This window comes from Actinoplanes hulinensis (assembly GCF_019429605.1).
Lineage (GTDB): Bacteria > Actinomycetota > Actinomycetes > Mycobacteriales > Micromonosporaceae > Actinoplanes > Actinoplanes campanulatus.
This window is the reverse complement of sequence record NZ_JAHXZI010000002.1, coordinates 313,210-340,137: the sequence shown is the minus strand read 5'-3', so window position 1 is coordinate 340,137 and position 26,928 is coordinate 313,210. Positions and strand designations below refer to the sequence as shown.

General features: G+C 70.7%; 22 protein-coding genes and 2 pseudogenes. 13 read left to right on the top strand and 11 right to left on the bottom strand.

All coding sequences use genetic code 11. From position 1 onward, the window contains the following. Positions 1-5: 5 nt before the first annotated feature. Positions 6-221, bottom strand: coding sequence for a hypothetical protein (locus KZ829_RS05330; RefSeq protein ID WP_220142699.1), 216 nt, complete (start codon positions 219-221; stop codon positions 6-8). 1,666 nt (positions 222-1,887) lie between these two features. Continuing rightward, positions 1,888-2,955 (bottom strand): annotated as a pseudogene (locus KZ829_RS44805) (serine/threonine-protein kinase); the annotation flags it as partial. Positions 2,956-3,056: 101 nt separating this feature from the next. Here KZ829_RS44805 and KZ829_RS05320 point away from each other — a divergent pair. The 7 genes from KZ829_RS05320 to KZ829_RS05290 all read left to right on the top strand — a co-directional run bounded on the left by KZ829_RS05320 (position 3,057) and on the right by KZ829_RS05290 (position 10,044). Further along, entirely contained in the window at positions 3,057-3,254 is a 198-nt protein-coding gene (locus KZ829_RS05320) for an acyl-CoA carboxylase subunit epsilon (protein ID WP_229806597.1), read from the top strand. A 115-nt stretch (positions 3,255-3,369) separates the two neighbouring features. Beyond that, positions 3,370-3,756: a hypothetical protein gene (locus tag KZ829_RS05315; protein WP_220142698.1), complete on the top strand. Its 387-nt coding sequence runs from the start codon at positions 3,370-3,372 to the stop codon at positions 3,754-3,756. Beyond that, positions 3,756-5,051: an HlyD family secretion protein gene (locus tag KZ829_RS05310; RefSeq protein ID WP_220142697.1), complete on the top strand. Its 1,296-nt coding sequence runs from the start codon at positions 3,756-3,758 to the stop codon at positions 5,049-5,051. Before KZ829_RS05315 ends, KZ829_RS05310 begins: the two co-directional genes overlap by 1 nt. Then, entirely contained in the window at positions 5,052-6,182 is a 1,131-nt protein-coding gene (locus KZ829_RS05305) for a S8 family serine peptidase (RefSeq protein WP_220142696.1), read from the top strand. It abuts the gene before it with no gap. 155 nt (positions 6,183-6,337) lie between these two features. Continuing rightward, positions 6,338-6,952 (top strand): Maf family protein, encoded by a 615-nt coding sequence (locus KZ829_RS05300; protein WP_220142890.1) that lies wholly within the window; start codon positions 6,338-6,340, stop codon positions 6,950-6,952. 316 nt (positions 6,953-7,268) lie between these two features. Then, on the top strand, positions 7,269-9,014 hold the full coding sequence (locus KZ829_RS05295) for an acetyl/propionyl/methylcrotonyl-CoA carboxylase subunit alpha (protein WP_220142695.1): 1,746 nt from the start codon (positions 7,269-7,271) through the stop codon (positions 9,012-9,014). Between the two features lie 328 nt (positions 9,015-9,342). Further along, a complete protein-coding gene (locus KZ829_RS05290) occupies positions 9,343-10,044 on the top strand; it encodes a DedA family protein (protein ID WP_220142694.1) in 702 nt (233 codons plus the stop codon). Here KZ829_RS05290 and KZ829_RS05285 read toward each other — a convergent pair. Continuing rightward, the gene (locus KZ829_RS05285) at positions 9,971-11,371 is read right to left on the bottom strand and encodes an NAD(P)H-quinone dehydrogenase (protein ID WP_220142693.1); all 1,401 of its coding nucleotides are present in this window, start codon (positions 11,369-11,371) and stop codon (positions 9,971-9,973) included. The genes KZ829_RS05290 and KZ829_RS05285 overlap by 74 nt on opposite strands. A 99-nt stretch (positions 11,372-11,470) precedes the next feature. On the opposite strand from KZ829_RS05285, the gene KZ829_RS05280 reads away from it, so the two are divergent. Then, positions 11,471-11,932 carry a gamma-glutamylcyclotransferase gene (locus KZ829_RS05280; RefSeq protein ID WP_183222647.1) on the top strand — a complete coding sequence of 154 codons (462 nt, stop codon included), beginning with the start codon at positions 11,471-11,473 and terminating at the stop codon, positions 11,930-11,932. On the opposite strand, the gene KZ829_RS05275 is transcribed toward KZ829_RS05280, so the two are convergent. Continuing rightward, positions 11,929-12,894 (bottom strand): GNAT family N-acetyltransferase, encoded by a 966-nt coding sequence (locus tag KZ829_RS05275; RefSeq protein ID WP_220142692.1) that lies wholly within the window; start codon positions 12,892-12,894, stop codon positions 11,929-11,931. The genes KZ829_RS05280 and KZ829_RS05275 overlap by 4 nt on opposite strands. 218 nt (positions 12,895-13,112) lie before the next feature. On the opposite strand from KZ829_RS05275, the pseudogene KZ829_RS43825 reads away from it, so the two are divergent. Both KZ829_RS43825 and KZ829_RS43820 read left to right on the top strand, forming a co-directional pair. Beyond that, a pseudogene (locus KZ829_RS43825) lies at positions 13,113-13,952 on the top strand (methionine--tRNA ligase); the annotation flags it as partial. Then, on the top strand, positions 13,862-14,545 hold the full coding sequence (locus KZ829_RS43820) for a class I tRNA ligase family protein (protein WP_308285347.1): 684 nt from the start codon (positions 13,862-13,864) through the stop codon (positions 14,543-14,545). The pseudogene KZ829_RS43825 and the gene KZ829_RS43820, both read left to right, overlap by 91 nt. Before the next feature lie 20 nt (positions 14,546-14,565). Here KZ829_RS43820 and KZ829_RS05265 read toward each other — a convergent pair whose 3' ends face one another. The 3 genes from KZ829_RS05265 to KZ829_RS05255 are packed head-to-tail and all read right to left on the bottom strand — an operon-like array spanning position 14,566 to position 16,883. Further along, on the bottom strand, positions 14,566-15,303 hold the full coding sequence (locus KZ829_RS05265; RefSeq protein ID WP_220142691.1) for an SCO6745 family protein: 738 nt from the start codon (positions 15,301-15,303) through the stop codon (positions 14,566-14,568). Positions 15,304-15,349: 46 nt separating this feature from the next. Beyond that, positions 15,350-16,249, bottom strand: coding sequence for a hypothetical protein (locus KZ829_RS05260; protein WP_220142690.1), 900 nt, complete (start codon positions 16,247-16,249; stop codon positions 15,350-15,352). A gap of 1 nt (position 16,250) precedes the next feature. Beyond that, on the bottom strand, positions 16,251-16,883 hold the full coding sequence (locus KZ829_RS05255; RefSeq protein ID WP_220142689.1) for an MBL fold metallo-hydrolase: 633 nt from the start codon (positions 16,881-16,883) through the stop codon (positions 16,251-16,253). Between the two features lie 108 nt (positions 16,884-16,991). Here KZ829_RS05255 and KZ829_RS05250 point away from each other — a divergent pair, with 108 nt between their 5' ends. Beyond that, positions 16,992-17,927: a DUF4349 domain-containing protein gene (locus KZ829_RS05250; protein ID WP_220142688.1), complete on the top strand. Its 936-nt coding sequence runs from the start codon at positions 16,992-16,994 to the stop codon at positions 17,925-17,927. A gap of 110 nt (positions 17,928-18,037) precedes the next feature. Here the strand turns inward: KZ829_RS05250 and KZ829_RS05245 are convergent, their stop codons facing one another. Together KZ829_RS05245 and KZ829_RS05240 are read right to left on the bottom strand one after the other, a co-directional pair. After that, positions 18,038-19,294 carry an amidohydrolase gene (locus KZ829_RS05245; protein WP_220142687.1) on the bottom strand — a complete coding sequence of 419 codons (1,257 nt, stop codon included), beginning with the start codon at positions 19,292-19,294 and terminating at the stop codon, positions 18,038-18,040. 216 nt (positions 19,295-19,510) lie between these two features. Beyond that, positions 19,511-21,076 carry an acyl-CoA mutase large subunit family protein gene (locus tag KZ829_RS05240; RefSeq protein ID WP_220142686.1) on the bottom strand — a complete coding sequence of 522 codons (1,566 nt, stop codon included), beginning with the start codon at positions 21,074-21,076 and terminating at the stop codon, positions 19,511-19,513. Positions 21,077-21,282: 206 nt separating this feature from the next. Between KZ829_RS05240 and KZ829_RS05235 the strand changes: the two genes are divergently transcribed. Then, complete coding sequence (locus KZ829_RS05235) at positions 21,283-23,217, top strand: serine/threonine-protein kinase (RefSeq protein ID WP_220142889.1); 1,935 nt, start codon at positions 21,283-21,285, stop codon at positions 23,215-23,217. A gap of 23 nt (positions 23,218-23,240) precedes the next feature. Continuing rightward, entirely contained in the window at positions 23,241-24,881 is a 1,641-nt protein-coding gene (locus KZ829_RS05230) for a phospho-sugar mutase (RefSeq protein ID WP_220142685.1), read from the top strand. A gap of 41 nt (positions 24,882-24,922) precedes the next feature. Here KZ829_RS05230 and KZ829_RS05225 read toward each other — a convergent pair whose 3' ends face one another. Both KZ829_RS05225 and galE read right to left on the bottom strand, forming a co-directional pair. Next, positions 24,923-25,609, bottom strand: a complete 687-nt coding sequence (locus KZ829_RS05225) for a GOLPH3/VPS74 family protein (RefSeq protein ID WP_183222635.1) — start codon at positions 25,607-25,609, stop codon at positions 24,923-24,925. Positions 25,610-25,695: 86 nt separating this feature from the next. Further along, positions 25,696-26,700: a UDP-glucose 4-epimerase GalE gene (gene galE, locus KZ829_RS05220; RefSeq protein ID WP_220142684.1), complete on the bottom strand. Its 1,005-nt coding sequence runs from the start codon at positions 26,698-26,700 to the stop codon at positions 25,696-25,698. Between the last annotated feature and the right edge of the window lie 228 nt (positions 26,701-26,928).

Sequence of the window (26,928 nt, the reverse complement as noted above, 5' to 3'; positions counted from 1 at the left end):
TCCCGCTACGAACGGCGGCGCACCACGACCTTCGCAGGCTCCGGATCGGGCCGGCCCAGGGATCGGGCAGCGACCACGCCGACTCCGGTGACCACCGCGAGAGCGGTCAGGACCAGCAGGATCGCCAGCAGCCCGGTGGACGCCAGGATCGCGACGTCAGCCACCGCGACCAGCATCCACAGTGCGATCGTGGGCTTACCGCCGTGCCGTCGACAGTTCATGATCCACCTCCATCCGTGATCGTGGATAACTACCCAGCCACCCGGGAATCACGCATGACGGAGGTCACTTACGAGGCTCGAACCCCTCGTAGATGCTCTGCAGGTCGGACTTCGCCTTCTCCCAGTCCTGGTCCTCGGTGTACCAGGTCAGCACGTACATCTTGTCCCCGACCCGGATCACCCGCCGCACCACGTGCTGGGGGCCGCTGCTGATCGAGCGAAAGTACTCCTTGTCAGCCGCCTCGTACCCCTTGAACTCGACCCTGGTCGGGCCGACCTCGTCGTACCCGCCGGTGTTGTCCTGCGCGTGGTACTCCATCGGGTCCATGCCGCTGTCGACGATGTCGAGGCGGATCTGCCGACTCTTGCCCCACCCGAAGGTGCGCCCACCGCCGACAGCGCCACCCTCGTTGCGGGCGTTGTCCGGAACCGGAAGGGCGTAACCGGAACCCCGGTAGAGGCGCCAGCCCTCCGGAAGCCCGGCGGCGGTCGGCGAAGTCGACGGCGTCTGACTCGCGGGCGTGCTCGGCTTGTCCGGCGACTGCTTGCCGCCGGACTGCTGCACGGCGGCCGACGCACCGGCCTGCGAGACCTTCTTGTCGTCGCCGTCCGTGCCGAACGCCTGCACCACGATGATGCCGACGAGCAGCACGAACGTCATCACGATGCCGAGACCGATCGCCGCCTGCCGGCGGGTCAGGGTGGTTCCGAAGATCGTCACCCCACCGGTACGGCGGTCCGACGGCCGCAACTGCATCGGGGTCCACGCCGGGCGCGACGGCCGGGCGAACTCCGGCACCGTCGCCAGGTCACCGACCCGGGTGGCGTCCGTCACCGGGCGCCGCCGCGGCGGGATGTTGACCACCGAGGTGCGGTCGTCGTCCAGCGCCAGCATGGTGGTCTTCTCCTCGGCCGGCGCGGCCAGCACCGAGGTCATCTCCTCCACCGCGGGGCCGGCCTCGGCGGCCGGTGCCAGCAGCGTCGTCTTCTCTTCCGGTACGGGCGGGGCCGTGACCGTCTCCTCGACGGCCTCGGCGGGCGTGTCCGCTTCCGCGGCCGGCTCGTCCTTCGCCTCGGTGCCGATCGCCGCCCCTGCTTCGGCCGGCGGCTCCTCGGACCCGGCGTCCGCCTCGGTCGTCACCTCGGACGCCGCCTTCGACTCCGATCCGGTGTCGTCGGCAGTGACGGGCTCGGCTGTCCCGGCGCTCGTCGCGGCGTCCGGCTCGGAACCGGCGTCAGCGCTGGTGGCGGCCTCCGGCTCGGTGCTGGTCACCGTCTTCGCCGCCGCCTCGGCCTCGGTCACCGGCGGCGCCTCGACGGCCGGCGTCTCCGCCTGCTCGCCCGCGGGCGCCTCTTTGCGCGGGGTCACCACCGGGTAGCCGGCCGTGGCCTGAGCCAACGACTGCTCGTGCTCGGGGGCGGCCTGCTTACGCCGGTTGGCGGCCACGTCGGCGGCCGTGAAACCGGTGCGCAGCGCGTTGGTGGGAGCGGAACCGCTCGCCACCGACGACGGGGTGGCGGCCGGGCCGCCCTGCGGTGCGGTCGGGGGCGCCTGCGCCGTACCCGAAGAGGAGTCGCGGACCGGAGGCGTGTCGAGGCGCGTGGCCTCGAGGGGTTTGCCGTCCCGGCCGACCGGCGGGACCTGGCCGCCGACCTGGGCCTTGCCCTGCGCGAAAGGCGCCGCCGGATGCTGCGGCTGGCCCGCCGGACGATGCGGCTGCCGGCCGTCGGCGGCCGGCGGCTGGGCGACCGGTGGACGCGGATTGGGCACCACCGGCGCCGAACCGGTGGCGGTGCCCCACCCGGAACCGGGCAGAACCGGCGGACCACCCGGACCGCTCGGCAACGACGGCCGCTCCCGGCCCACACCGGGCCGGCGCATGGTCGGGCTCATCGGGAAGGTGATCTTCGACCGGCGGCCGGCCGCCCGGTTCAGCAGGCGCTCGGCCTCCTCCGCGTTGATGCGGTGCGCCGGATCCTTGCGCAGAAGCCCGTTGAGCACCGGCTTCAGCGGGCCGGCGTTCCGCGAGACCGGCACGTTCTCGGTGGCCAGAGCGGCCAGCGTGGCGATCGCCGACGGGCGGGCGAAGGGCGACTGCCCCTCCACCGCGGCGAACAGCGTGGCGCCGAGCGACCACAGGTCGGCCGCCGGGCCCGCCGTGCCGTCCCGGGCGCGCTCCGGAGCGATGTACGCCGGGGAGCCCAGCACCAGGCCGGTCCGGGTCACGTTGGGGTCGCCCGGCACGGTGGCCAGGCCGAAGTCGGTGAGCACCACGCGGCCGTCGGCGCCGAGCAGGACGTTGCCCGGTTTGACGTCCCGGTGCATCACCCCGTTGCGGTGGGCGGCGCGCAGCGCGTTGAGCACGCCGAGGCCGATCTCCGCGGTGCGCAACGGGTTGAACGGCCCGTCGGCGGCCAGGGCGTCCTGGAGCGATCGGGATGGCACGTACTCCATCACGATCCAGGGATCGGCATCCGTGCTGAGCACGTCGAAGACGCGCACCACGTTGATGTTGTTGAGCCGGGCGATGGCGCGCGCCTCGCGAAGGGAGCGCTCACGCATCTCCTGCCGCTCGGCCGGGGTCAGCCCCGGCGGCGGCACGAGCTCTTTGATCGCCACTTCTCGGTGCAGGACGACATCGGCCGCCCGCCAGACACGTCCCATCCCGCCCTGACCGAGCGGCGCGACGAGCCGGTACCGATCAGCGACAACGAGTGGGGGAGAAGAAGACATCACGCAGAAAATACCTGGTTCTGTCGAGCGGCCGCGAATTGATCAGCCGAGTGTGGGATGCGTGTCACCGGATCTCCGGTGGCCCGTCGTACGCTCGGCTGATGAACGAGGAACCGCTGGTCAGCGTCGTAAGAGGAAGCTTAGACGATCATGAGGTGGCGGCGCTCGTCGCCATCCTGACATCTCGATCTACTTCGGTCAATTCTCGCACTACCCCCCAACCCGTCTCAGACTGGATCCGATCAGCGCACCCCGCCGGACGGCCCCGGAACTGGCGCACCTCGGCACTTCCCCGCTGACCGTCGTCCACAGGGGGCGGAAGCCCGGCTCGTGATTCGCTAACCTCTCTGGGTCACGAGCTGCCGATCGATGGGAGGACGCACGTTGTCCGAAGCCAGGGATTCCGCGGGGTGGTTGGGCAATGTCGACTACACCGACTTCGGCGCCATCGAGGCGGACATCAACGCCATGGAACAGTTCGCGGCGAAGCTGAAGCAGGACATCCAGCTGAACTACGCCCCATATGCGGACGCGGTGAGCACCACCATGATCAAACAGCTGCCCGACACGCCGTTCTACGAGCTGCACCTGTTCCTGTACCGGCACGACCAGGTGCAGATCGCCACCCAGATGAACGTCGCCGGCTACACCGACGGGACGTACAAGTTCGCCAGCGCCGCAAGCGGCATCAGCGAGCAGTACCGGGGCTCCGACGCGTTCTCCCGGGCCAAGGTCGCCGACGTCGAAGCCCAGTTCGATAGCACCGGGGAAACCTCGGAGCCGTTCCCCGGAGGCGCGTGATGGCGATCGATACCGGCGGCGGCACCAGCGGCACCAGCTGGAACGGCATGAGCGTCGATGCCATGTGGGAACTGATCAGCGATCACGACAGCGCGCCGCACCAGGAGATGGGCGACGCCTGGCACAAGTCGGCCACGCTCCTGGAGAACCACGTGGCCCAGGTCCGGTCATACCGCGACCGGTTGGCCGAGGCCTGGCCCCCGGAGAGGAGCCGGGCGGCGTACGCGTACATCGAACGCCTCGAACAGCTGATCATCAGCCTGGAGGAGACCCGGCTCGCCTCCAACACCAACTGGCGTGTCCTGACGACCACCATCGACGCGGTCGAACAGGCCAAGGAGAAGGTCGCCGGCATCCAGAAGGAGTACGCGGCCAACCGCGACAAACTCCAGGAGTACGAGAAGGCCAAGAACGAGGTGGCGCTGGCCACCATGGACCCGATCGCCACGACGCCGCCGGTGCCGTACAGCCGTCAGGACGACCTGACCACCCAGGCCCGCGTCACGATGCAGTCCCTCTCGGCCGAGTTGGCCGCCGCCCAGTCCAACTTCATAGCCCCCAAACCGTATTCACCCTGGTCTGGAATCGACAGCAATTCAGATAACATCAATACGGGCGGCACCGGCATAAACCTCCCGACGATGACGCCTCCCTTCTCGCCTCGGCCATCTACCCCGGCCAAGATTTCGAAGCCTTCGATTTCAACTCCAGGCAAAGGCACAACTGGCCCGAGCGGTGGCACCGACAAGCCGGGGACCACCAAACCGTCTCCGGACGGTCCCATTCTCGGCGGCACGAAAACTCAGCCGCCTCCGACCACGACGATCCCGCCTACAACAACCGCTCCCATCGGGCCCAACACTGGTGCACCGAACCCATATGTACCCACTCCGGGCATGCCGACTTCCTCAGGCCCACTCCGCGTGCCGACAGTCAATACCAGCCCTGTCGGCACCTCCCCGCCCACCCCGGTCACGCGAGGCGGATCACTCCCGAGTGGAGGGATCATTGGGGGCTCCCCGATGGGAGGGATCGGCGGCTCGCCGCCGAGTAGGGGTGGCCAATTGGGCGCTTCCACTCGTGGCGCACAAAGAATAAATCCAGTCGGCGGCCTGATCGGGCAGGATGCAACTGCTCCTTCTAGACGCCGGGATTCGTCAAGAAGAAGCGACGACGAACGCTCCCAAAACTGGGACCCGGACAACCCGTGGGAAACAACAGAGGGAGTAGATCCCGTCTTGCTGCCTTCCGCAGAACACCGCATCGACCCGGGACCCACCATCGGCGGCCGCTGAGTGAGAAATAGGAAGACGAAAGCGGCGGCGCTCATTGCGACCGCCGCCGCTTCAGCCTCAATTACCTTCCCTGCCAATCCGGCCTACGCCGACGAGGTGAGGAACCTGCAGTGGCACATTCCTTACCTCCATCTCGCCGAGGCACACAAAATCGCTACGGGCGCGGACATTAAGGTTGCCCTCATCGACAGCGGGGTATTCCCTCACCGCGACTTTTCCAGAAACCTCAGGAAGGGCACCGATACAGTGCCCGGCGGAGACGGCTCTGGTTTAGTAGACAAAGACGGTCATGGCACACGAATGGCCGGAGTAATAGTCGGGCATGGTCACGGCACGAATGATGGAATACTCGGGGTGGCACCCGATGCAGGACTAATCCCAGTCAAAGCAATCGGCGTGAAGGACAACGGACAGGGCGTCGCCGACGGAATCGAATGGGCAGCTAAGGAGGGAGCCGACGTAATTAACGTCTCGACCTCCGGAGGCACCTCCCGGGCGATTACCCAGGCAGTTGCGGCTGCAGTTGCCGCGGACGCCGTTGTGGTTGCAGGAACTGGAAATGATTGGGAAAATCTCAGGCTCGGCTATCCCGCCGCACTACCTGAAGTATTGGCCGTGGGAGCAGTCGACAAGCAAGGCAAACATGCCAAATTCTCCCTAACCGGCCCCGAGGTGCGAATTTGCGCACCTGGCGTTGATATCGCCACAACTGGAAAGAACAACAAATACGAGAAGGCCGACGGGACGTCGGAGGCTACGGCGATTGTTTCGGGGGCGGCTGCTCTGGTGCGGGCGAAGTTCCCCGATCTTTCGGCGGCCGAGGTGATTCACAGGCTCACCGCCACGGCTGACGACAACGGGCCGCCCGGACGGGATGACCAGTGTGGCTACGGGGTGCTCAATGTCGTCAAGGCACTGACCGCCGAGGTTCCGCCGCTTGAGGGGGGCACGGCCGCGACCGCGTCGGCTCAGCCTTCGGTGGCCGCGCCGTCGGTGGATAGTTCCACGGCTCCGGAGACCGAAGCGGAGGAATCCAACCTTCCGGTCATCGCCGGTGTCGCGGGTGGGATCGCCGTCCTCGGCGTGCTTCTCGCGTTTTTGGTGCGGCGGCTGCGGAAGCCGACCGCATAGTTCGCGAACTCCCGCGGGCGCGGGCCCTCCGTGACCGGCGCCGCGGCGGGAAATGGGCACTGAGCTGCGCCATTTGTCCGAGATAGCCGCTGAAACGCCGGGCCTGAGCACACTTTGCACGCCTGCGGCTTGTAGGCTCGTTTCCCGTGCAGAGCGTGCAGACCGACATCGTGTACCGCCTGGTTCTCGCCTCGGCCAGTCCCGCGCGGCGGGCGCTGCTGACCGGGGCCGGGATCGACGCCGAGGTCGTCGTCAGCGGTGTGGACGAAAGTGTCGTCGAGGCTGACGACGCCTATTCGACGAGTCTCGCCCTGGCGCGGATGAAGGCGCGGACGGTCGCCGCCGCACTGCCCGCCGATCCGGGGGCGCTCGTGCTCGGGTGTGATTCGGTGCTGGCCTTCGAGGGTGAGGTGCTGGGCAAGCCGGCCGACGCCGCGGAGGCGGCCGAGCGCTGGTTGGCGATGCGCGGCAAGTCGGGGGTGCTGCACACGGGGCATCACCTGACCGGGCTGGTCAGTGGCCTGCAGGCGGAGGCGGTCGGCATGACGACGGTGCATTTCGCCGATGTGAGCGACGCCGAGATCGAGGCCTATGTCGCGTCGGGTGAGCCGTTGCACGTGGCCGGCGCGTTCACGCTGGACGGGCGGGGCGGGGCTTTCGTGGAGCGCATCGAGGGCGACCCGGGCAACGTGATCGGCCTGTCGTTGCCGCTGCTGCGCCGGCTCCTCGCCGACATGGGTGTCCCGATCACCTCGCTCTGGCGTCGCTGACCCGCACGCGGCACCCGCACCAAACGGTCGAGCCAGCCAAGCTCAGCAACGCACGGCACCCGCACGGAACGATCGACCGGACACTCTCAGCCGCGCGGTCGAGAGCAGGAGCGCGGTCGAGAGCAGCAGCACGGTCGAGAGCAGGAGCACGGTCGAGAGCAGGAGCGATCGGACCGGCGCCGGCCCGTGGGCGAGGCCCGGCCCGCGAGACGAATCGGGACTAACTTAGCGGCGGATTTCCACAGCCCGGGAACGTTGCAGAACAGTGAAGATCGATCACGGCGGAACTACCTGAGGAACCGTTAGGCTCTACCCCGTGCGGAAGATATTGATCGCCAATCGCGGCGAGATCGCCCTCCGGGTAATCCGGGCCTGCAAGGACGCCGGCCTCACTAGCGTCGCCATCTACGCCGACAGCGACCGGGACGCGCCACACACGCGAGCGGCCGACGAGGCCTTCGCGCTGGACGGTGAGACCGCCGCGGACACCTATCTCCGCATCGACAAGGTTCTGGAGATCGCGGCCCGCAGTGGGGCCGACGCGATCCACCCGGGCTACGGCTTCCTCTCCGAGAACGCCGAGTTCGCGCAGGCCGTACTGGATGCGGGTTTGATCTGGATCGGTCCTTCACCGGAGTCGATCCGTGACCTGGGTGACAAGGTGACCGCGCGGCACATCGCGCAGCGTGCGGGTGCGCCGCTGGTGCCGGGCACCCCCGAGCCGGTCGCGGACGCGGCCGAGATCGTCGCGTTCGCGCAGGAGCACGGCCTGCCGGTGGCCATCAAGGCGGCGTTCGGCGGCGGTGGCCGGGGGCTGAAGGTCGCCCGCACGATCGAGGAGATCCCGGCGCTGTTCGAGAGCGCGACCCGCGAGGCGGTGGCCGCTTTCGGTCGTGGCGAGTGTTTCGTGGAGCGTTACCTGGACCGGCCCCGGCACGTGGAGGCGCAGGTTCTGGCGGACACGCACGGCAACGTGGTGGTGGTCGGCACCCGGGACTGCTCGTTGCAGCGCCGTCACCAGAAGCTGGTCGAGGAGGCGCCGGCGCCGTTCCTGAGCGATGACCAGCGAAAGAAGATCCACGACAGCGCGAAGGCGATCTGCCGGGAGGCCGGCTACCACGGCGCCGGCACGGTGGAGTATCTGGTGGGCCAGGACGGGACGATCTCGTTCCTGGAGGTGAACACGCGGCTCCAGGTGGAGCACCCGGTCAGCGAGGAGACCACCGGCATCGACCTGGTGCGCGAGCAGTTCCGGATCGCGGCGGGCGAGCCGCTGCCGTTCACCGAGGACCCGGCGCCGCGCGGCCATTCGATCGAGTTCCGGATCAACGGGGAGGACGCGGGTCGCAACTTCCTGCCGGCGCCGGGCACGGTCACCGCGCTGACCTGGCCGTCCGGGCCGGGTGTGCGGGTCGATTCGGGGGTCGAGCAGGGCGGTGTGATCGGCGGCAACTTCGACTCGATGCTCGCGAAGATCATCGTGACGGGCGCGAGCCGGGCCGAGGCGCTGGAGCGGGCCCGCCGGGTGCTGGACGAGACGGTGATCGAGGGGATCGCCACGGTGCTGCCGTTCCATCGCGCGGTGGTGCGGGACGAGGCGTTCACCGGCGAGCCGTTCACGGTGCACACCCGCTGGATCGAGACCGAGTGGGTCAACGAGGTGCAGCCGTTCACCACGCCCGCCGCGCCGGCCGAGGAGGCGGGCGAGCGCGAGACCGTCGTGGTCGAGGTGGGCGGTCGGCGCATCGAGGTGCGGCTCCCCAGGACCCTTTTCTCCGGTACGGGGCCCGCGGCCCCCAAGCGCAGTGCGTCTCGTCCCCGCGGCGGCGGCGCGCAGACCCGGGTCAGCGGCGGCAGTCTGACCGCGCCGATGCAGGGCACCATCGTGAAGGTCGCCGTGCAGAACGGTGACGAGGTGGCCGAGGGCGACACCATCGTGGTGATCGAGGCCATGAAGATGGAGCAGCCGTTGCAGGCGCACAAGGCCGGCACGGTGGCGGGCCTGTCCGTGGAGCCGGGCGCCACGGTGACCGCCGGCACGGTGATCTGCGCGATCGACTAGCCGTCACGGGTTCGCCGCCTGTGGCGTTCTCTGGAGGGGCCCGGGGCTTCCCGGGATGGAGGTGCCCGGGGTTTCCCGGAGCGGGCCGTCGATACGGGACCTACCGACGGCCCGCGGCCGCGCGCCGTGGTGCGGCGGGGCCGATCCCACCGTACGCCGGGGATCGGCCACCCGCGAAAAGCGGGCGCGCAAGGGTGGCTTCTCGCCGTAGCGTGTCCGGCATCACGACGGACCGTGCCCGGCGGGAGCGCGTTCTGAACACAGCGCACTCTCAGGCGGGTTCACGCACAATGCCGGGAGTCCTGAAAGCCGCGAGGTGGCCCGACCTATGACCGAAATGCTGACCATGTTGGCGGTACCGGCGTGGGCCTACCTGGCCTTGTTCGCGTTTCTCGCGGTCGACGCGCTGGTGCCGGTGGTTCCCACCCAGGCCATCATGATCACATCCGGAGCGCTCACCGTCTACGGAGATCTCGATCTTGCCGCGGTGGTCGCGGTCGGCGCGGTCGGCATGTTCACCGGTGATCTCATCGCCTTCGTGCTGGGCCGGTCGACCGGCGCCCGGCTGAGCGCCTTGCGGGACAGGTTCGCGCCGCGCAACGAGGAGAGCGAGTCGAAGACCCGGCGCGCCGCCGCCCGCTTCACCCGTGGCCTGCGGCGGCCCGGCCCGCTCGTGGTGCTGCTCTGCCGGTTCGTCCCGGGCGGCCGGATGGCGTCCGGCTATCACGCCGGCCGGTCCGGTTACCCGATCAAGTCCTTCATCGGGTACGACGTGGCGGCCGCGCTGAGCTGGGCCTGCTACGGCGGGCTGGTGGGGCATCTCGGCGGCACCGCGATCACCCAGTCCGCGTGGCGCCTGTTCGCCGTCGCCGCGACAGCCGCGCTCATCTTCGGCACGGCCGGCTGGATCCTGGCCCTCTTCGGCGGCCGCGATCAGGCGGCCGCCGAAGGGCCGGCTACTGGATCTCGTGCTGCATCAGCTGACGCGCCGCCTCGGCGATCGAGCCGGAGAGCGACGGATAGATCGTGATGGTGTGGGCCAGCTGATCCACGGTCAGGTTGTTCTCGATCGCCATGGTGATCGGCAGGATCAGCTCGCTGGCCTTGGGTGACACCACGACGCCGCCGACGATCTGGCCGGTGGCCGGGCGGCAGAACAGCTTGACGAACCCGTCCTGGAGGCCGGCCATCTTGGCGCGGGCGTTGCCGGTGAGCGGCAGCATCACCTGGCGGGCCGGGAAGCGGCCGGAGTCCACCTCGTTCTGGGAGACGCCGACGGTGGCCAGCTCGGGGTCGGTGAAGACGTTCGCCGAGACGGTCCGCAGACGCAGCGGGGCGACCGCCTCGCCCATGGCGTGCCAGATCGCGATCCGGCCCTGCATGGCGGCGACGCTGGCCAGCGGCAGCACACCGGTGCAGTCACCGGCCGCGTAGATGCCCGGCACGTTGGTCCGGGAGACGCGGTCCACGGTCACGTAGCCGCCGTCGGAGACGTCCACGCCGTACTCGCGCAGGCCCAGCTCGGACGTGTTGGGGATGGCGCCGACCGCCATCAGGGCGTGTGACGCCTCGACGGTGCGCCCGTCGGAGAGGGTGACCAGGACCCCGTCGCCGGTGTTCACCACCGAGTCGCCACGGGACTGGCTGAGGATCGTCATGCCCCGCTCCCGGAACACCCGCTCGATCGCCATGGCGGCGTCCGCGTCCTCGTGCGGCATGACCCGCTCACGGCTGGAGATGAGCGTCACCTTCACACCCATCGCCAGGTACGCGCTGGCGAACTCGGCGCCGGTCACACCGGAACCGATCACGACCAGGTGGCTGGGCAGCTCCTCGAGGTCCCACACCTGCCGCCAGTCGAGGATGCGCTGCCCGTCCGGGCGGGCCGACGACAGCACCCGCGGGGTGGCGCCGGTGGCCAGCAGCACGGTGGTGGCCTCCACCGCGTACGTCTCCCCGCCCTCCGGGGTGATCAGCACCTGGTGGGTGTGCCCGAGCCGGTCCTCACCGAGGCGGGCGCGACCGCGGACGACGTCCACCCCGGCCTTGATCAGCTTGGTCTGGATGTCACCGGATTGGGCGAGGGCCAGCTTCTTGACCCGCTCGTTGACCGCCTTCGCGTCGACGGTGACCCCGGACAGGCCGGACGACCGGATCCCGAAGCGCTCCTCGTAGCGGAGCCCGGTCACCACCTCCGAGCTGGCGATGAACGTCTTGGACGGCACACAGTCGGTCAGCACACAGGCCCCACCGGGCCCCTCAGCTTCGACGAGAGTGACGTCAGCGCCGAGCTGCGCCGCGACCAGAGCCGCCTCGTACCCTCCCGGTCCCCCACCGATGATCACGATCCGACTCACGACTAAAGACCTCCAAAAGCGGCACCCAATGCCGAACAGTTGTGCCGACACGCACTCCTCATATTCTCACCACCGCCCGCTAGGACTATCGTCGTCGCCGTGCGTCACTACGCCGCGTATGGCTCGAACCTGGATCCCGCCCGCATGCGGGCCTACTGTCCGCACTCGCCGATGGTCGGCGTGGGGTGGATCGAAGGCTGGCGCCTCACCTTCGCCGGTGAGGGAGAAATCGGCTGGGAGGGGGCGGTGGCGACGATAGTCGAGTCGCCCGGCGACCGGGTCTTCGTCTCCGTGTACGACGTCCACGCGTGGGACGCGTCACAGCTGGACGAGATCGAGGGCGTGACCGCCGGGGCGTACCAGAAGGTCACCCTGCGTGTATCGACGCTCGACGGTGAGGTCTCCGCCTGGGTTTACGTCTTCGCCGGGTACGAGGGTGGTCTGCCGACCGCCTGGTACCTGTCGGAGATCGCCAACGCGGCGGAGAAGGCCGGGGCGCCCGACGACTATGTCGCCGATCTGCGCGGCCGGCCCACCGGAACGGCTTCTCCGGAGATCTAGGCGGCCGCCTTGATCTCGGTCCGGTACACATCGGCCCGGTAGAGCGGGGTCATGCCGACCTTGAAGTAGAGGCTCGCGGCGTCGGTCGGGTTCGCCAGATCGACGCCGAGCCCGGCCTTCGGGCGGCCCTTGGCGGCATAGACGGCGAAAGCCCGTCGCAGCAGCGCCTCGCCCACCCCGCGCTTGCGGAAGCCACGGAGGGTGGCCAGGTACTTCACGTAGCCCTCCTCGGTGTCACCGCTGCCGTCGGCCGACTGGAGCACCCCGGCGATCTCCCCGCCCACCTCGGCGACGAGCCACTCGTCGAACGAGACCGAGGACTCGGACTCGAACTGGGCGCGCCAGCCGTCGTACCCCATCGCGGGGTGATCGGAGTCCCGGAAGGCCTCCTCGATGACCGCGTGGAAGCGGCGCATCTCGGCCTCGTCACCGGGGTCCACCGCGCGGACCGTGACGCCGGCCGGCGGCTCGGGCGCGACCGGGGAGTAGCCCTCAAGTGACATCTGCATCCGGGCGAACTGCTTGAGGAAGATGAAACCGGCGTCGGTCAGCGCCGCGATCAGGTGGTCCTCACCCGGGATGGCGCCGGACCGGACCTCGTAGACCTCGTGGCCGAACTCCCGGGCCCGCTCGGCGATCCGCGCCATCAGCATGGCGAGCAGCGGCCGCAGCGCGGGCAGGCCGATCTCCGGCCAGAAGTAGACGTTGGCCATGTCCCGGGCCCGGCCGGTCCCGTTGTACGGGTACGCCCAGGCGACGATCTTGCCGGACGGGTCGAGGGCCAGCCAGGAGTCCCTGTTCAGATCCGTGTTCGGCGCGATGAGCTCCTCACGGACCTCGTCGCTGGTGAAATCGGGCTCACCCACCGCGGCGATGTCGCTGGCGTGCACCACCTCGAGGATCGCGGGAATGTCGTCGAGAGTGGGCCGGCGGGTGGTCCAGCCGCTGGGGAGTTCCGTCATGCGGGCATCCGACCACGCTCCCGGCGCCGCCGCCAAACGAGTTTCCGCTCCCCCGGGCCCGGCTCTACCATGAGCGCATGCAGCCGCACCGTGAGTCGATGACGGGCCCCGTTCCGGGGCTCCTCGCCGTGCGCTGACCAACTCACGCGACCAGGCCCTGTCCGCCGGGCCTGGTTTCGCCGTCTCCCGCCCGGACCGGGCCATCCCAGGAGACGATCATGAACTCTCTCTACGTGACGACCGCTATTCCGTACGTGAACGCCGCCCCGCATCTGGGTCACGCCCTGGAGCTGGTGCAGGCCGACGTGCTGGCCCGGCATGCCCGGCTGCGGGGCCGCCCGGCACGCTTCCTGACCGGCACCGACGACAACGCGCTCAAGAACGTCACCGCGGCCCGGGCCGCAGGGGTGAACGTCCGTGAGTTCGTCGACCGCAACTCGGCCCGTTTCACGGCCCTGCGCGGACCCTTGTCCCTCTCCTTCGACGACTTCATCCGCACCAGCGCGGACGCCCGGCACCGGGCCGGCGTCGAGCGGCTGTGGCGGGAGTGCGCGGCGGCCGGAGACCTCTACCGGCGCCGCTACGAGGGTCTCTACTGTCCCGGCTGCGAGCAGTTCTACGCCGAACCGGAGCTGCCCGGCGGGCTCTGCCCCGAGCACCGGGTACGACCCGAGACGGTGGCCGAGGAGAACTGGTTCTTCCGCCTGTCCCGGTACACCGATCAGTTGCTGGAGATCCTGGAGTCCGGACGGATCCGGATCGAGCCGGCCGCCCGGCGCAACGAGGTGCTGGCGTTCGTCCGGGCCGGGCTCACCGATTTCAGCGTCTCCCGCCCGGCCGCTCGCGCCGCCGGCTGGGCCATCCCGGTGCCCGGTGACCCCGGCCAGGTGGTCTACGTCTGGTGGGACGCGCTGGCCAACTACGTGACGGCGCTCGGCTACGGCGGCGGCGACCCGGACTACCGGCGGTGGTGGGACGGCGCGGGCGAGCGTACGCACGTGATCGGCAAGGGCATCGTGCGATTCCACGCCGTCTACTGGCCGGCCCTGCTGCTCTCGGCCGGGCTGCCGCTGCCCACGACGGTGCTGGTGCACGACTACCTGACCGTGGACGGGGCGAGATCGCCAAGAGCGCCGGCAACGCGGTCGACCCGGCCGGGCTCACCGACCGGTACGGCACGGACGCGGTCCGCTGGTGGCTGCTCCGCGACGTGGCCCGGCTCGGTGAGTCCGACTTCACCGCCGAGCGCCTGATTCACCACTCCGACACCGATCTGGCCAACGGCCTGGGCAACCTGGTCAGCCGCACGCTGACGCTGACCCGGGGCGGGATCGCCGCGAGCCCGCCGCCCGTCTGGTGCACGGACCTGCCGGAGCGGATCGACCGGGCCCTGTACGACTTCGACTTCCGGGCGGCCACCGGTGCGATCTGCTCGGTGGTCGACGAGGCGAACCGGCTGATCGAGGCGGAACAGCCGTGGAAGGGCGGTGGGGAGGCGGTGCTGGCCACCCTGACCGGTGTCTGCCGCCTGCTGGCCACCGAGTTGGGGCCGTTCCTGCCGGACGGCGCCCGGCGTCTCCGGGAACAGCTGGACCGGCCGGGCCGCCCGAAGCCGGTCTTCCCCCGATTGGCTCAGCGGACGAGGCGGTGACTCACGGGACCACGCCCGGCTCAGCGGACGAGGCGGTGGCTCAGTGACTCCAGGAGGCCGGCGAACTCGAGCCGCTCGGCCCGGTCCAGGGCCGCGAACGCCTGCCCGGCCAGCGCGTCCGCCACCGCGTCGGCCCACAGCAGACGGCGCAGCAGCGGGCCGGCCGGCGGGTAGGGCGGCTGCCAGCCGAAGGCCACCGCCCCGGTCTCGCCCTCCGGCCCGGCGATGATCGCCTCCAGCGGGGTGAGGCCGGCCGCCCGGACCGCGATCACGTGGACGCCCTGCCGGTGTTCGTGCAGCAGGTGCAGCAGGACCGCGGCCTGCGCGCCGGGCTCGGTGTTCGGCACCGGCATGGCCTGCCACGCCGCGAAGAGGGGGAGCCCGGCGGGGTCGATCCGGTCCGCCACCCGGCGGGACAGGTCGAGCAGCCGGGTCAGGCGGGGGAAGCCGCCCAGGTGCTCGGCGCCCCAGTCGCAGAGCTCGACCAGGTGCCAGGTGGCGACCTCGGCCGGGGCGTGCGTCTTCACCGTGGCCTCCCAGCCGTCGGTGACGGCCTCCGGCGCGATGAAGGCCAGTGCCGCGGCCACCGTCTCCGGTCGGACGTCGCCGAGCGCGCCGGCCCGGGCCGAGACGTGGTAGGCCCAGCCGGAGAGGCCGAGCAGCCGGGCGCGGCGCAGCGTACGCGGTGATTCGGCGAAGGCACCGACGATGACGGCGAGTCCCGCGCGGGCGTTGGCGGCGGCCTGTTCCGGGGTCACCTGCCCGATTCTGCTCCCCTCGACCGTCTAAAGAAAACGCTCCCCGCTATCGATGCAGGTCGTCCAGGGCGGCCTGCACGTCACCGACCCGGCGGCGGGCCTCCGCGGCCTCCCGTTCCGCGGTCCGGCGGGCCGTCTTGCGCCGGGCCACGTCGGCCACCGCCTCGGTCCGCCGTCGCTCCAGTTCGGCCAGTTCGGCGTCGAGGTCCTCGACCAGGTGGCCGGCCTCCCGTTCGGCGTCCTCGGCGCGTTCCAGCTGCCGGTCGGCGCGCCGTTCGGCGGCCGTGGCCGCGTTCAGCTCCCGTTCCAGTTCACGGCTGCGGCGCTCGGCCTGGTGCTCCCGCTCCCGGCTCCGCTGTTCAGCCACGGTGAGTTCCCGGGCATCCGTATCCGGTCCTTCCGAGGTATCCGGCGAGGAGAAGGAGGCGTCCTCGGGTGAATCGGTGACCAGCCGCAGCCGCGGCCGGGGCACCTCACCGAAACCGGAGTGGCTGACCGCCCGGATCAGCCGCCCGGTCCGCACCTGCCCGGCGATCTCCGGCTCGGCGAGCGCCGCCGTGAACGTCGCCTCCACGTCCCCGAGCGGCAGCTTCGCGGCCCCCGCACCGGCCCCGGTGGCCAGTTTGCGGGCGGCCGCGACCAGCGACGCCACGAACTGCCGCCGCTGCGTCGACAGTTCCCGCAACTGGTCGCCCCGCAACTCCCGCTGCGCCGCCCGCAGCGCCGTGGAGAGCTCGACCAGTTCCTCGATGAGGTCGGGGCGCCGCAGCGCCACCAGGTTGACCACCCAGGCCGCCACGGTCGGCTTCTTCAGCGCGGCCAGCCGTTTCGCGGCCTCCCGGTCGCCCGCCTGCCGGGCCGCCGCGATCGCTTCGGCCCGGGCGGCGACGAACCCGTCCGGCGGCGCTTCGTACAGCCGCTGGATGACGTCGTCGGCGTGCAGCACGTCAGCCCAGCACGCTGCCCGGCTCGACCCGGGCGAACCGGGTCGCCGAGAAGCTTTCCAGGTGTTTGCCGTAGACCGCCGCGCCGCGCTCGTTGACCAGACCGTCATGCAGCGCGAACGCCCGCTCCGGCCGGATCTCGCGGACGAACTCGAGCGATTCGGCGATGGTCGCCCACGGCGCGTTCAGCGGCACGAACAGCGTCTCGACGGCGACGTCCGGCGCCACGAAGGAGTCACCCGGGTGGTAGAGGTTGGTGGCGCCGTCGTCGATCAGGAAGCCCAGGTTGGCGAAGACCGGGACGTACGGGTGGATGATCGCGTGCTGCCCGCCGAAGGCCCGGATCCGGTACCCGGCCGCCTCGAACTCCTCCCCCGGCGACACGGCGGTGGTGGCCTCGCCGACGTCGGTGAGCAGTTTCAGCACCGCCGGATGCGCGAAGATCCGCAGGTCCGGCCGCCGGGCGACGGCGGCGGTCACGGCCTTCACATCGAGGTGATCGAAATGCTCATGGGTGATGAGCACCGCGTCCGCGCCGTCCAATACCGACGCTTCGGAGAATTCGCCCGGATCGACGACGAGAACTCCGGCGCCTTCGACGCGTAGACAGGAGTGCGTGAACTTCGTGACGCGCACGGGATCCCTCCGATTCTGAATCGTGACCGCTCATCTCGCAGTCTGCCGGAACCGGGACGTGTGCGCTTCACGTCCGACGGTCAGTGAAGACATGAGATCGGAGCTGCCATGAATAAACGGGGACTCACGGCGACACTCCTTCTGGCGGGCCTGCTGCTCGCCGGCTGTGGCGCCGGCAACGAATCACAATCGGACAGCGGTTCGGGGGGCGCCCCGGCGGTCGGCGAGGCGGGCAAGATCGCCGACCAGGCCGGCGGGGCGGCACAGGAGCAGGCCGCGCCGAACCAGGGCAAGGACGCCACGGCACAGGCGCCCGACCTCCGGGTCGATCAGCGCTCGATCATCTACACCGGGTCGATCACCCTGCGGGTGGACGACGTCACCTCGGCGGCGGCCCAGGTCACCGGCATCGCCGCGGCCTCCGGCGGGTTCGTCGGCGGCGACGAGCGGCACAGCGGCGACGGCTCGTCGACCGCGAACATCACGTTGCGGGTCCCGGCCGACAAGTTCACCTCCGCGGTGGACCAGATCGCCAAGCTGGGCACCGAGGAGGCGCGGGGCATCGACACCGAGGACGTCACCGAGCAGGTGGTCGACCTGGACGCCCGGATCTCCGTGCAGAAGGCCCGGGTGGACAGCGGCAAACGCCTGCTCGCCGAGGCGAAGAGCCTGGAAGACCTGGTCATGCTGGAGCGGGAGGTGGCCACCCGCGAGTCGGACCTGGCCGCGCTGGAGGGCAAGAAGCGGCGGCTGTCCGACCTCACCTCGCTCTCCACGATCACCGTGGTGCTCCTCGACCCGGCCGCGGCCGCCGTGGAGCCGAAGGAGGAGCCGCCGGGCTTCCTGGCCGGCCTCGCCGGCGGCTGGAAGGCGCTGATGGCCTCGCTCGGGGTGCTGCTCACCGTCCTGGGCGCGCTGCTCCCGTGGATCGTCGCGATCGGCGTCCCGGCCTGGGCGGTCATGCACCTGCTGCGGCGTTACCGCCGCCGCAACACCCCGGCGCTGGTCGCTCCCCCGGCCGAGACCCCCGCTTCAAACCCCTGATCCGGTACGCCCCACGCGTACTGGCTCCCTGATGCGTGAAAGCGGGACAGCCACACCCGCAAAACGCCGCCGGTGAGGAGGCGTTTTGCCGCGGAGCGAAGCGGAGCCAGTTAAAAAGAGCCGGTCGCAAGGGCGGCCAAGGCGGTGTGGGCCATCACCCGAACGCCATAGCCGATGCAGCTCTCGTCCACGTCGAAGTCGCCCTGGTGCAGGTCGTGCCGGACGTCGGAGCCGGGCCGGGCGGTGCCGAGGCGGATCATCGCGCCGGGGACGTGTTCCAGGTAGAAGGCGAAGTCCTCGCCACCCATGCTGAGTTCGGCCTCGACCACCCGGTCCGGGCCGAGCGCGGCGCCCGCGGCGCCCGCGATGATCGCCGACGCCATCCGGTCGTTGATGACCGGCGGGACGCCGCGGATGTAGTTGACGTCGACCTCGGCGCCGGTGGCCGCGACCACGTCCCGGATCAGCTTGGTGATCAGCTCGGGCGCCTCCCCCCAGGCCTCCCGGCTGAGGACCCGGACGGTGCCGCGCACCTCGCCCGCGCCGGGGATGGCGTTGAACGCCTGCCCGGCGTGCACCGAGCCCCAGACCAGCGAGATACCGGCGCGCGGGTCGATCCGGCGGCTGAGCAGCGCGGGCACGTCGACGATGATCCGGCCCAGCGCGTGCACCAGGTCGGCGGTCAGGTGCGGGCGGGCGGTGTGCCCACCGGGGCCGGTCAGCTTGACCTCGACCGCGTCGGCGGCGGCGGTGAACGGGCCGGAGCGGACCCCGACCAGCCCGGCCGGCAGTTGCGGGTAGCAGTGCAGCGCGAAGATGGCGTCGACGTCCTTGAGGCCGCCCGCGGCGATCACCTCGGGCGCGCCGGACGGCATCGCCTCCTCGGCCGGCTGGAAGAGCAGCCGCACCCGGCCGGGCAGCAGATCCTGCTCGTTGAGCTGCGCCAGCGCCATGCCCAGCCCGAGCATGACGGTGGTGTGCACGTCGTGGCCGCAGGCGTGCGCCTGCCCGTCGACGGTGCTGCGGTAGGACACGTCCTTGAGGTCCCGCAACGGCAGTGAGTCGATGTCCGCCCGGAAGGCGATGGTCCGCGGGCCCTCACCGATGTCGCAGATGACGCCGTTGCCGCGCGGCAGCAGCTGCGGGGTGAGGCCGGCGACGGAGAGCTCCCGGGCGATGAGCGCCGCGGTCTCGAACTCGGAGTGTGACGGCTCGGGGTGGGCGTGGAGGTGCCGGCGAATGGCTACCAGCTCGGCCCCCCGCGAGGCGAGCCAGCGGTCCAGCCGGCCGGGGAGGGGGTCGGACCCGGGGAGTTGCCCGGGCCACGCCGTATCGGCGCCCTCGGGCGCCTCCAGAGCTGTAGTCACGTCAGGCTTCCGTATTCGCTCTCGAAGTTTTGTCGGGTTCCACGACGCGCGACAGCTTAGTCCCGTTTTTGGTGACGCTGTGCAACGGTCGTGTAAACAGCTGCTCACACCGTTCCGGAGGCTGGGCGGGCGCACGGGAGATCATCCCGGCCCGCCAACCTCAACGGGTAGTGGATCGCCGAGGTGACGCGACACACTACGAGTACGTCGACCCGCTCAGAAGCGCTCGACGGGGCGGTGGACGCCCCATACCCCGCGGAGGGTGTGACACACCTCCCCCACGGTCGCACGGAGCCGCAACGCCTCTTTCATCAACGGTAGGACGTTCACACTTCCGGCGGCGGCCTTCGCTAGATCTGCCAGCGCGGCCTGCACGGCCGGCTCGTCCCGTTCGGCGCGCAGCCTCGCCAGGCGGGCCACCTGTGCGGCCTCGATCGCCGGGTCGACCCTGAGGGGCTCGTACTTCTCCTCCTCCTCGACGGTGAACCGGTTGACACCCACCACCACGCGCTCGCCGGCGTCGATCTCGGTGGCGATCCGGTACGCCGACGCCTCGATCTCGTTCTTCTGGAAGCCCGCCTCGATGGCGTCGACCGATGAGCCGAACTCGAAGACCCGGTCGATGAGCGCGGTCGCCTCCTTCTCGACGGCGTCGGTGAGCGCCTCCACCGCGTACGAGCCGGCGAACGGGTCGACCGTGCCGGTCAGGCCGCTCTCGTAGGCGAGCACCTGCTGGGTGCGCAGGGCGAGCCGGGCCGACTTCTCGGTGGGCAGGGCCATCGCCTCGTCGTACGAGTTGGTGTGCAACGACTGGGTGCCGCCGGCCACCGCGCCGAGCGCCTGGATCGCCACCCGGACCAGGTTGACCTCCGGCTGCTGCGCGGTGAGCTGCACGCCCGCGGTCTGGGTGTGGAACCGCAGCATCAGCGACTTCGGGTCCTCGGCGCCGAACTCGTCGCGCATGATCCGCGCCCACATCCGGCGGGCCGCGCGGAACTTGGCGATCTCCTCCAGCAGCGTGGTCCGGGCCACGAAGAAGAACGACAGCCGGGGCGCGAAGTCGTCGACGGCCAGGCCCGCGGCGATCGCGGCGCGGACGTACTCGATGCCGTTGGCCAGGGTGAACGCGATCTCCTGCGCGGGCGAGGCGCCGGCCTCGGCCATGTGGTAGCCGGAGATCGAGATGGTGTTCCACTTCGGGATCTCGGCCTTGCAGTAGGCGAACGTGTCGGCCACCAGGCGCAGCGACGGTTTCGGCGGGAAGATGTACGTCCCGCGGGCGATGTACTCCTTCAGGATGTCGTTCTGGATGGTGCCCTGGAGCGCCGCGCCGGGCACCCCCTGCTCCTCGGCGACCAGCTGGTAGAGCAGCAGCAGCACCGACCCGGGCGCGTTGATCGTCATGGAGGTGGACACCTGGTCCAGCGGGATGCCGGCGAAGAGCTGCCGCATGTCGTCGATCGAGTCGATGGCGACGCCGACCTTGCCGACCTCGCCGTGCGCGATCGGGTCGTCGGAGTCGTAACCCATCTGGGTGGGCAGGTCGAAGGCCACCGAGAGGCCCATCGTCCCGGCCGCCAGTAACTGGTGGTAGCGGGCGTTCGACTCGGCCGCGGTGCCGAACCCGGCGTACTGCCGCATGGTCCACGGCCGTTTCGTGTACATCGTCGGGTAGACGCCGCGCGTGTAGGGATAGTGACCGGGCTCGTCGGTCCCGGCGCTCACCGGCACGTCAGCAGGCCCGTACACCGGTTTGATGGGGAACCCTGACTCTGCATTCACACCGGTGATCCTAAGACTCGTTAAGGCCGCCGACCGTGAGGAATTTGCCACCCTCTGTTCGCCCAGGGGCCACCCTCGGCCACTCGGCGACTACCCACCGTCGAAGTGTGGTTAACAGTGGCTCAGGAACTTTCGTTCTCGGGCAACCTGCGGGCAAGATAGCGGGGTTGGTCGACAGCCCCTATACCCCCTCGGTGGCATCCTCAGTGACTCAAATTCCGACGTGGAGCGGCGGCAACACGGCTCCCCCCAACGGACGCGCCGCCCCCGGCACGCTCATCGGCGGGCGGTACACGCTGCGCGCCGCGGTGGGTCACGGCGGCATGGGAACGGTGTGGCGGGCGGCGGACACGCTGCTGCGCCGCGACGTGGCGATCAAGGAGGTCATCCTTCCGCCGGGTCTGGCACCGAGTGACCGTGACGCGATGTACGAACGGACCATGCGCGAGGCCCGTGCCGCGGCCGCGCTCCAGCACCCGGCCGTGGTGCAGGTCTACGACGTCGTGCACGAGAACGGCCGCCCGTGGATCGTCATGGAGTTGCTGGACGCCCGCAGCCTCGCCGACATGGTCATCGAGGACGGGCCGGTCCCGTCCCGGGTGGTCGCGAAGATCGGCATCGCCCTGCTCGGCGCCCTCGAGGTGGCCCACGCGCACGGGGTGCTGCACCGCGACGTGAAGCCGGCCAACGTTCTGATCTGCGGTGACGGCCGCTGCGTGCTGACCGACTTCGGTGTCGCCCGGATGCCCACCGACGTGCAGCTGACCACGCCGGGCATGGTGCTGGGCTCGCCGCACTTCATCTCGCCGGAGCGGGCCATGGGCCACGACTTCGGCCCGCCCAGCGACCTGTTCTCGCTCGGCGTCACGCTCTACACCGCGATCGAGGGCCGGCCGCCGTTCGACAAGGGCGACCCGATCGAGACCATGCACTCGGTCGTCGAGGACCCGCCCGCCCCGGTGGTGCGGGCCGGCTCGCTCACCCCGGTGCTGATGGGCCTGCTGGAGAAGGACCCGTCCCGGCGGATGGACGTGCAGACCGCCCGGACCATCCTGCGGCAGCAGCTGGCCGGCCCCCTGGCCAGCAAGAACCCGCCGCACATGATGACCGACCCCTATTCGGTGGTGCCCTCGCCGCGGCCGGTCAGCCCGGCCCCGGCCGAGACGCAGCAGATCCCGCCGCAGCCGACCGGTCAGATCGGCGGCCGGGCCATGCTGGCGCCCGACGAGTCGCTCACCGACCACCTGGCCAAGCTGGAGCAGCAGAACGCGGGCGGCGGCCGCCGGCGCGCGCCCGAGCCGTCCGGCCCCGCGGTGAGCATGCCCACCGGCGCCATGCCCGCCCACAAGCTGCCCGACGGCGGCCGGCGCGCCGGTGGCGACACCACGAGCGTCATCCCGCCGCAGAACCCCTGGCAGGTCCCGCCGCCCGGTGGCGCGCCCCGCCCGGGCACCGTGGTGGTCAGCCCGGCCGCCAAGCGCCGGGCCGCCTTCGGGAACATCGCCGGCTCCGCCCGGGAGACCACCGGCAAGGCGGTCGCCACGTTCCGGAGCTGGCCGCGCAACAAGCAGTTGATCTCCGGTGGCGCGGCCGCCGCCGTGGTCCTGATCCTGGTGCTCGTCTTCGCCCTGAGCGGTGGCGGCGACCCGCCGAGCACCCAGGCTGCCGGTCCGCCCGCCAGCGCCCCGCCCGCGCCCGCGGTGGAGACCCAGGCGTACAAGGGCAACGCCGCGGTCAGCGTGAACGTGCCGGCCGGCTGGACCCGGGCGTCCGGTGGCGTCTACGTGGAGTACTACGAACCCACGGACAAGACCACGAAGGTGCGGGTCCTGGTGGAGAAGGGCTCGGTCGACCCGACCAAGTTCGTCTCCCAGACCGCCCCGGCCGGTTTGAAGAAGGGCAAGACCTGCCCCGACCCGTTCGTCTCGGTCGGCACGCAGCAGGTCGACATCTCCGGGAACGCGGGCGCCGAGTTCGAGTACACCTGCGGCGAGGGCGACGCCATGCGCCACGGCATCTGGCGGATGACCACCGTCAACAACAAGATGTACTCGTTCTACCTGACCACCACCGACGCCAAGTTCGCCGACTACCGCAAGTACTACGACGCCATGGCGGAGAGTTTCCAGCTCAACCTGTGACGGCTCTGTGCTATCAATCCCTGATGGCACCACAAGTTGATGTTGACCTGATCGCCCGGGCCGAGGCCTGGCTCGCCGACGACCCCGATCCGGTGAGCCGGGCCGAGCTGCGTGCGGTAATCGACGGTCTGCCGGCCACCGCCGCCGAACTGCTCGACCGCTTCGCCGGCCCGCTCACCTTCGGCACGGCCGGTCTGCGCGGCCGCCTGCGCGCCGGGCCCAACGGCATGAACCTCGCGGTGGTCACCCGGGCCGCGGCCGGCCTGGTCGGCTGGCTCGCGGCGAGCGGCGGCGAAGGCCCGCTGGTGATCGGGTACGACGCCCGGCACGGTTCGAGGGAGTTCGCCGAACGGACCGCCCGGGTCACGACCGGCGCCGGCCGGGAGGCGCTGCTGCTGCCCGGGCCGCTGCCTACACCGGTGCTGGCGTACGCGGTCCGCGCTCTCGGCGCGGTCGCCGGGGTGATGGTGACCGCCAGCCACAACCCGCCCCAGGACAACGGCTACAAGGTCTATCTGGGCGCGGCGCTGGGTGGTCCGGCCGGCGACGGGGCGCAGATCGTCCCGCCGGCCGACGCCGGCATCGAGGCCGCCATCCGGGCGGTCCCGAGCGTCGCGTCGGTCCCGCTGGGCGGTCCGGGCACGCTTCTGGGTGCGGAGGTGGCCCAGGGGTACGTGCGGAGCGCGGCCGCCGTCCTGGACCCGTCCGGCCCGCGTGACCTGACGATCGCGTACACCCCGATGCACGGGGTCGGCGGGTCGACGCTCGCCGAGGCGTTCGTGGCGGCCGGTTTCCCCGCACCGGCGATCGTCGCGGCGCAGGCCGAGCCGGACCCCGAGTTCCCGACCGTGGCGTTCCCGAACCCGGAGGAGCCGGGCGCCATGGACCGGCTGCTGGCGCTGGCCGGGGAGCACGGCGCCGACCTGGCCATCGCGAACGACCCGGACGCCGACCGCTGTGCCGTGGCGATCCCGGGCCCGGACGGCTGGCGGCCGCTGCGCGGTGACGAGCTGGGTGTGCTGCTGGCCGACCATCTGATCCGCCGGGGCACTCCCGGCCTGTACGCCACCACGATCGTCTCGTCGTCGATGCTGGGCCGCCTGTGCGCCGCCCGTGACGTCCCCTACGCCGAGACCCTGACCGGCTTCAAGTGGATCGTCCGGGCCGCCGAGCACCTGGCGTTCGGTTACGAGGAGGCGCTCGGCTACTGCGTGGCCCCGGCCCTGGTCCGGGACAAGGACGGCATCACCGCGGCGCTGACCGTCGCCGAGCTGGCCGCCGGTTTGAAGGCGGAGGGCCGTACCCTGGCCGGCCGCCTCGACGAGCTGGCCCGCGAACTGGGCCTGCACGCCACCGACCAGCTGTCGGTCCGTGTCGACGACCTCGCCGAGATCGGGGTGGCGATGGGCCGGGCCCGGCGCAACCCGCCGGCGACGCTTCTCGGCGCCCCGGTCACCGAGACGACCGACCTGCTGCCGGAGAACGACGTGCTGACCTTCCGCACCGCCACGACCCGCGTCGTGATCCGGCCGTCCGGCACGGAGCCGAAGCTCAAGGCGTACCTCGAAGTGGTCGTCCAGGGCGACCCGGCGACGGCCCGCACCCGCGCGGCGGCGGACCTGCGGGTCCTTCGCGCCGAGATCGCGGCAACGCTCGGCGTCTAGGAACCGTCCCCGGGGCTTCCCGCGAAGCCCCGGGAGAGCGGTCAGATCGGCTTGGGCGCGCCCAGCGCGGCCTGGATGGCCCGGCCCAGGGTGGCCACCACCAGCGCGACGCTGGGCCGCACGATGGAGTCCTCCAGGGAGACGTCACCCACGAAGCCGGCGTTGCTGGCGATCTCCGCCAGCCGCTCGTGGGCCCGCTCGGACTCCCCGGCCGGGAGTTTCAGCGCCGGCTCCATCCGGGCCGCGACGAGCAGGGTGGCCAGCGCGGCCGTCCGCTCGTCGGGCAGGGTGTCGCCGGTCAGCGCGGCCGCCAGCCGCTGCCGGATCTCGGCCTCGTACGCCGGATCGCTGGTCGGGTAACGGTGCACGTGGATGACGCCCATCTGGGTCTCGTCCACGTCCTGCACGACACCCCGGGCGCACAGGTCCTCGAGCACCCGGGTCCGCAGCCGGTGACGCAGGCGCTGTAGCCACTGGGCCGGGGTGTGCGGCTCGTCGGACGCGACCTTTCCCAGCACGGCGTCGGCGACCGGGTCGCCGAGCGGTGTGGCGTCCACGACCTTCAGGTAGCCGTCGGCCGCGTACGCGATCCGGTTGGCCAGCGCCAGGTCGATCAGCACCGCGGCGGCCATGCCCAGGTCGAGCCCGATGCGGGAACCCGTGGCCTTTCCGGTCTGGTCGTCATACGCGAGGAGGAGGAGTTCCTCGGCGAGCGGGATGGGGGTCATGTGACGCAACGATAGTGGCCCGAGTCATCCGAGCCGATCCCCAGGTCGGTCAGATCATCAGCCGCCGACCCGCCCGCTTGAGGGAACTATCGGGTGGAAAGGTCGGGCAGGATCCGCTCCCGCTGGGCGAACCAGTTCAGCGAGTCCCGGATGCCGTCCGCCACGCTGTGCTCGGCCCGCCAGCCCAGCAGGTCGGCGGCGCGGCTGCTGCGGGTGTAGGCGCCGGCCGAGTCGCCGGGGCGGCGCGGGGCGTGCCCGACCTCGACCGCGCGGTCGGCCACCTGGTTGAACGCCTCGACGAACTCCAGCACCGTGGTGCCGGTGCCGGTGCCCAGGTTGATGGCGAGCGACCCGTTCTCGAAGGGCAGCGTGTCGAAGACCTCGAGGGCCCGCAGGTGGGCGCCGGCCAGGTCCCACACGTGCACGTAGTCGCGGATGCCGGAGCCGTCCCGGGTCGGGTAGTCGACGCCGGTGACCGGGAACGGCTTGCCCTCCCGGTAGACCTCGATGAGCTTGCCCAGCGCGTGGCTCGGGGACCGCAGCTGGAGGCCGGTCCGCATCTTCGGGTCGGAGCCGATCGGGTTGAAGTAGCGCAGCGACAGCACCTTGATCGGGGTCGCGGCGGTGATGTCGCTCAGCATCTGCTCGACGATCAGCTTGGTCCGCGCGTAGGGGCTGAGCGCCGTGAGGGCCGAGCTCTCGTCGACGGTGAAGTCCTCGCCGGGCTGGTAGATCGACGCCGACGAGCTGAACAGCAGCCGGGTGACGCCCTTGCCGATCAGGTGGTCGACGAACTCCAGGGTCTTCGCCACGTTCTCCCGGTAGTAATGAACCGGGCGCTCCACCGACTCCGGCACCACGATGAGCGCCGCGCAGTGCACCACGGCCGTGACGTCCGGGTGTTCGTCGAAGATCCGGTCGAGGATCGCGGTGTCGGCGATGTCACCCTCGTAGAAGGGCCGGCCCTCGCAGAACTCCCGGCGGCCGGTGACCAGATTGTCCAGGATGACGGGCTGGTGCCCGTTGTCGAGCAGACAGGACGCGATCGTGCTGCCGATGAAACCGGCGCCACCGGCGATTAGTACCTTCACGAAACGTCCTCTCGTTCTCCGAATCCCGCACCGAGGCTAGCTGATCTCGCCATCCGGGCGACGACACCGGCGGCGGCCATTCACCACCGCCTTGATCGCGAGCCGGACATGAGCCCGCTGGTTGTAGCCTATGATGCTGACCGCCTTGGGCCCCGCCCCCCATCACCGTGTCCCGTGCACACCCCGCCTCCCGGCTGCGACGACGGACGACGGATGCGTTGAACTTTG

Bases quoted from the DNA above. Each gene is read 5' to 3' on its own strand.
- KZ829_RS05250 (WP_220142688.1), top strand. From the start codon at position 16,992: ATGAATAAACGGGGACTCACGGCGACACTCCTTCTGGCGGGCCTGCTG.
- KZ829_RS05290 (WP_220142694.1), top strand. From the start codon at position 9,343: ATGACCGAAATGCTGACCATGTTGGCGGTACCGGCGTGGGCCTACCTG.
- KZ829_RS05275 (WP_220142692.1), bottom strand. From the start codon at position 12,894: ATGACGGAACTCCCCAGCGGCTGGACCACCCGCCGGCCCACTCTCGAC.
- KZ829_RS05310 (WP_220142697.1), top strand. From the start codon at position 3,756: ATGGCGATCGATACCGGCGGCGGCACCAGCGGCACCAGCTGGAACGGC.
- KZ829_RS05320 (WP_229806597.1), top strand. From the start codon at position 3,057: ATGAACGAGGAACCGCTGGTCAGCGTCGTAAGAGGAAGCTTAGACGAT.
- KZ829_RS05230 (WP_220142685.1), top strand. From the start codon at position 23,241: ATGGCACCACAAGTTGATGTTGACCTGATCGCCCGGGCCGAGGCCTGG.
- KZ829_RS05225 (WP_183222635.1), bottom strand. From the start codon at position 25,609: ATGACCCCCATCCCGCTCGCCGAGGAACTCCTCCTCCTCGCGTATGAC.
- KZ829_RS05330 (WP_220142699.1), bottom strand. From the start codon at position 221: ATGAACTGTCGACGGCACGGCGGTAAGCCCACGATCGCACTGTGGATG.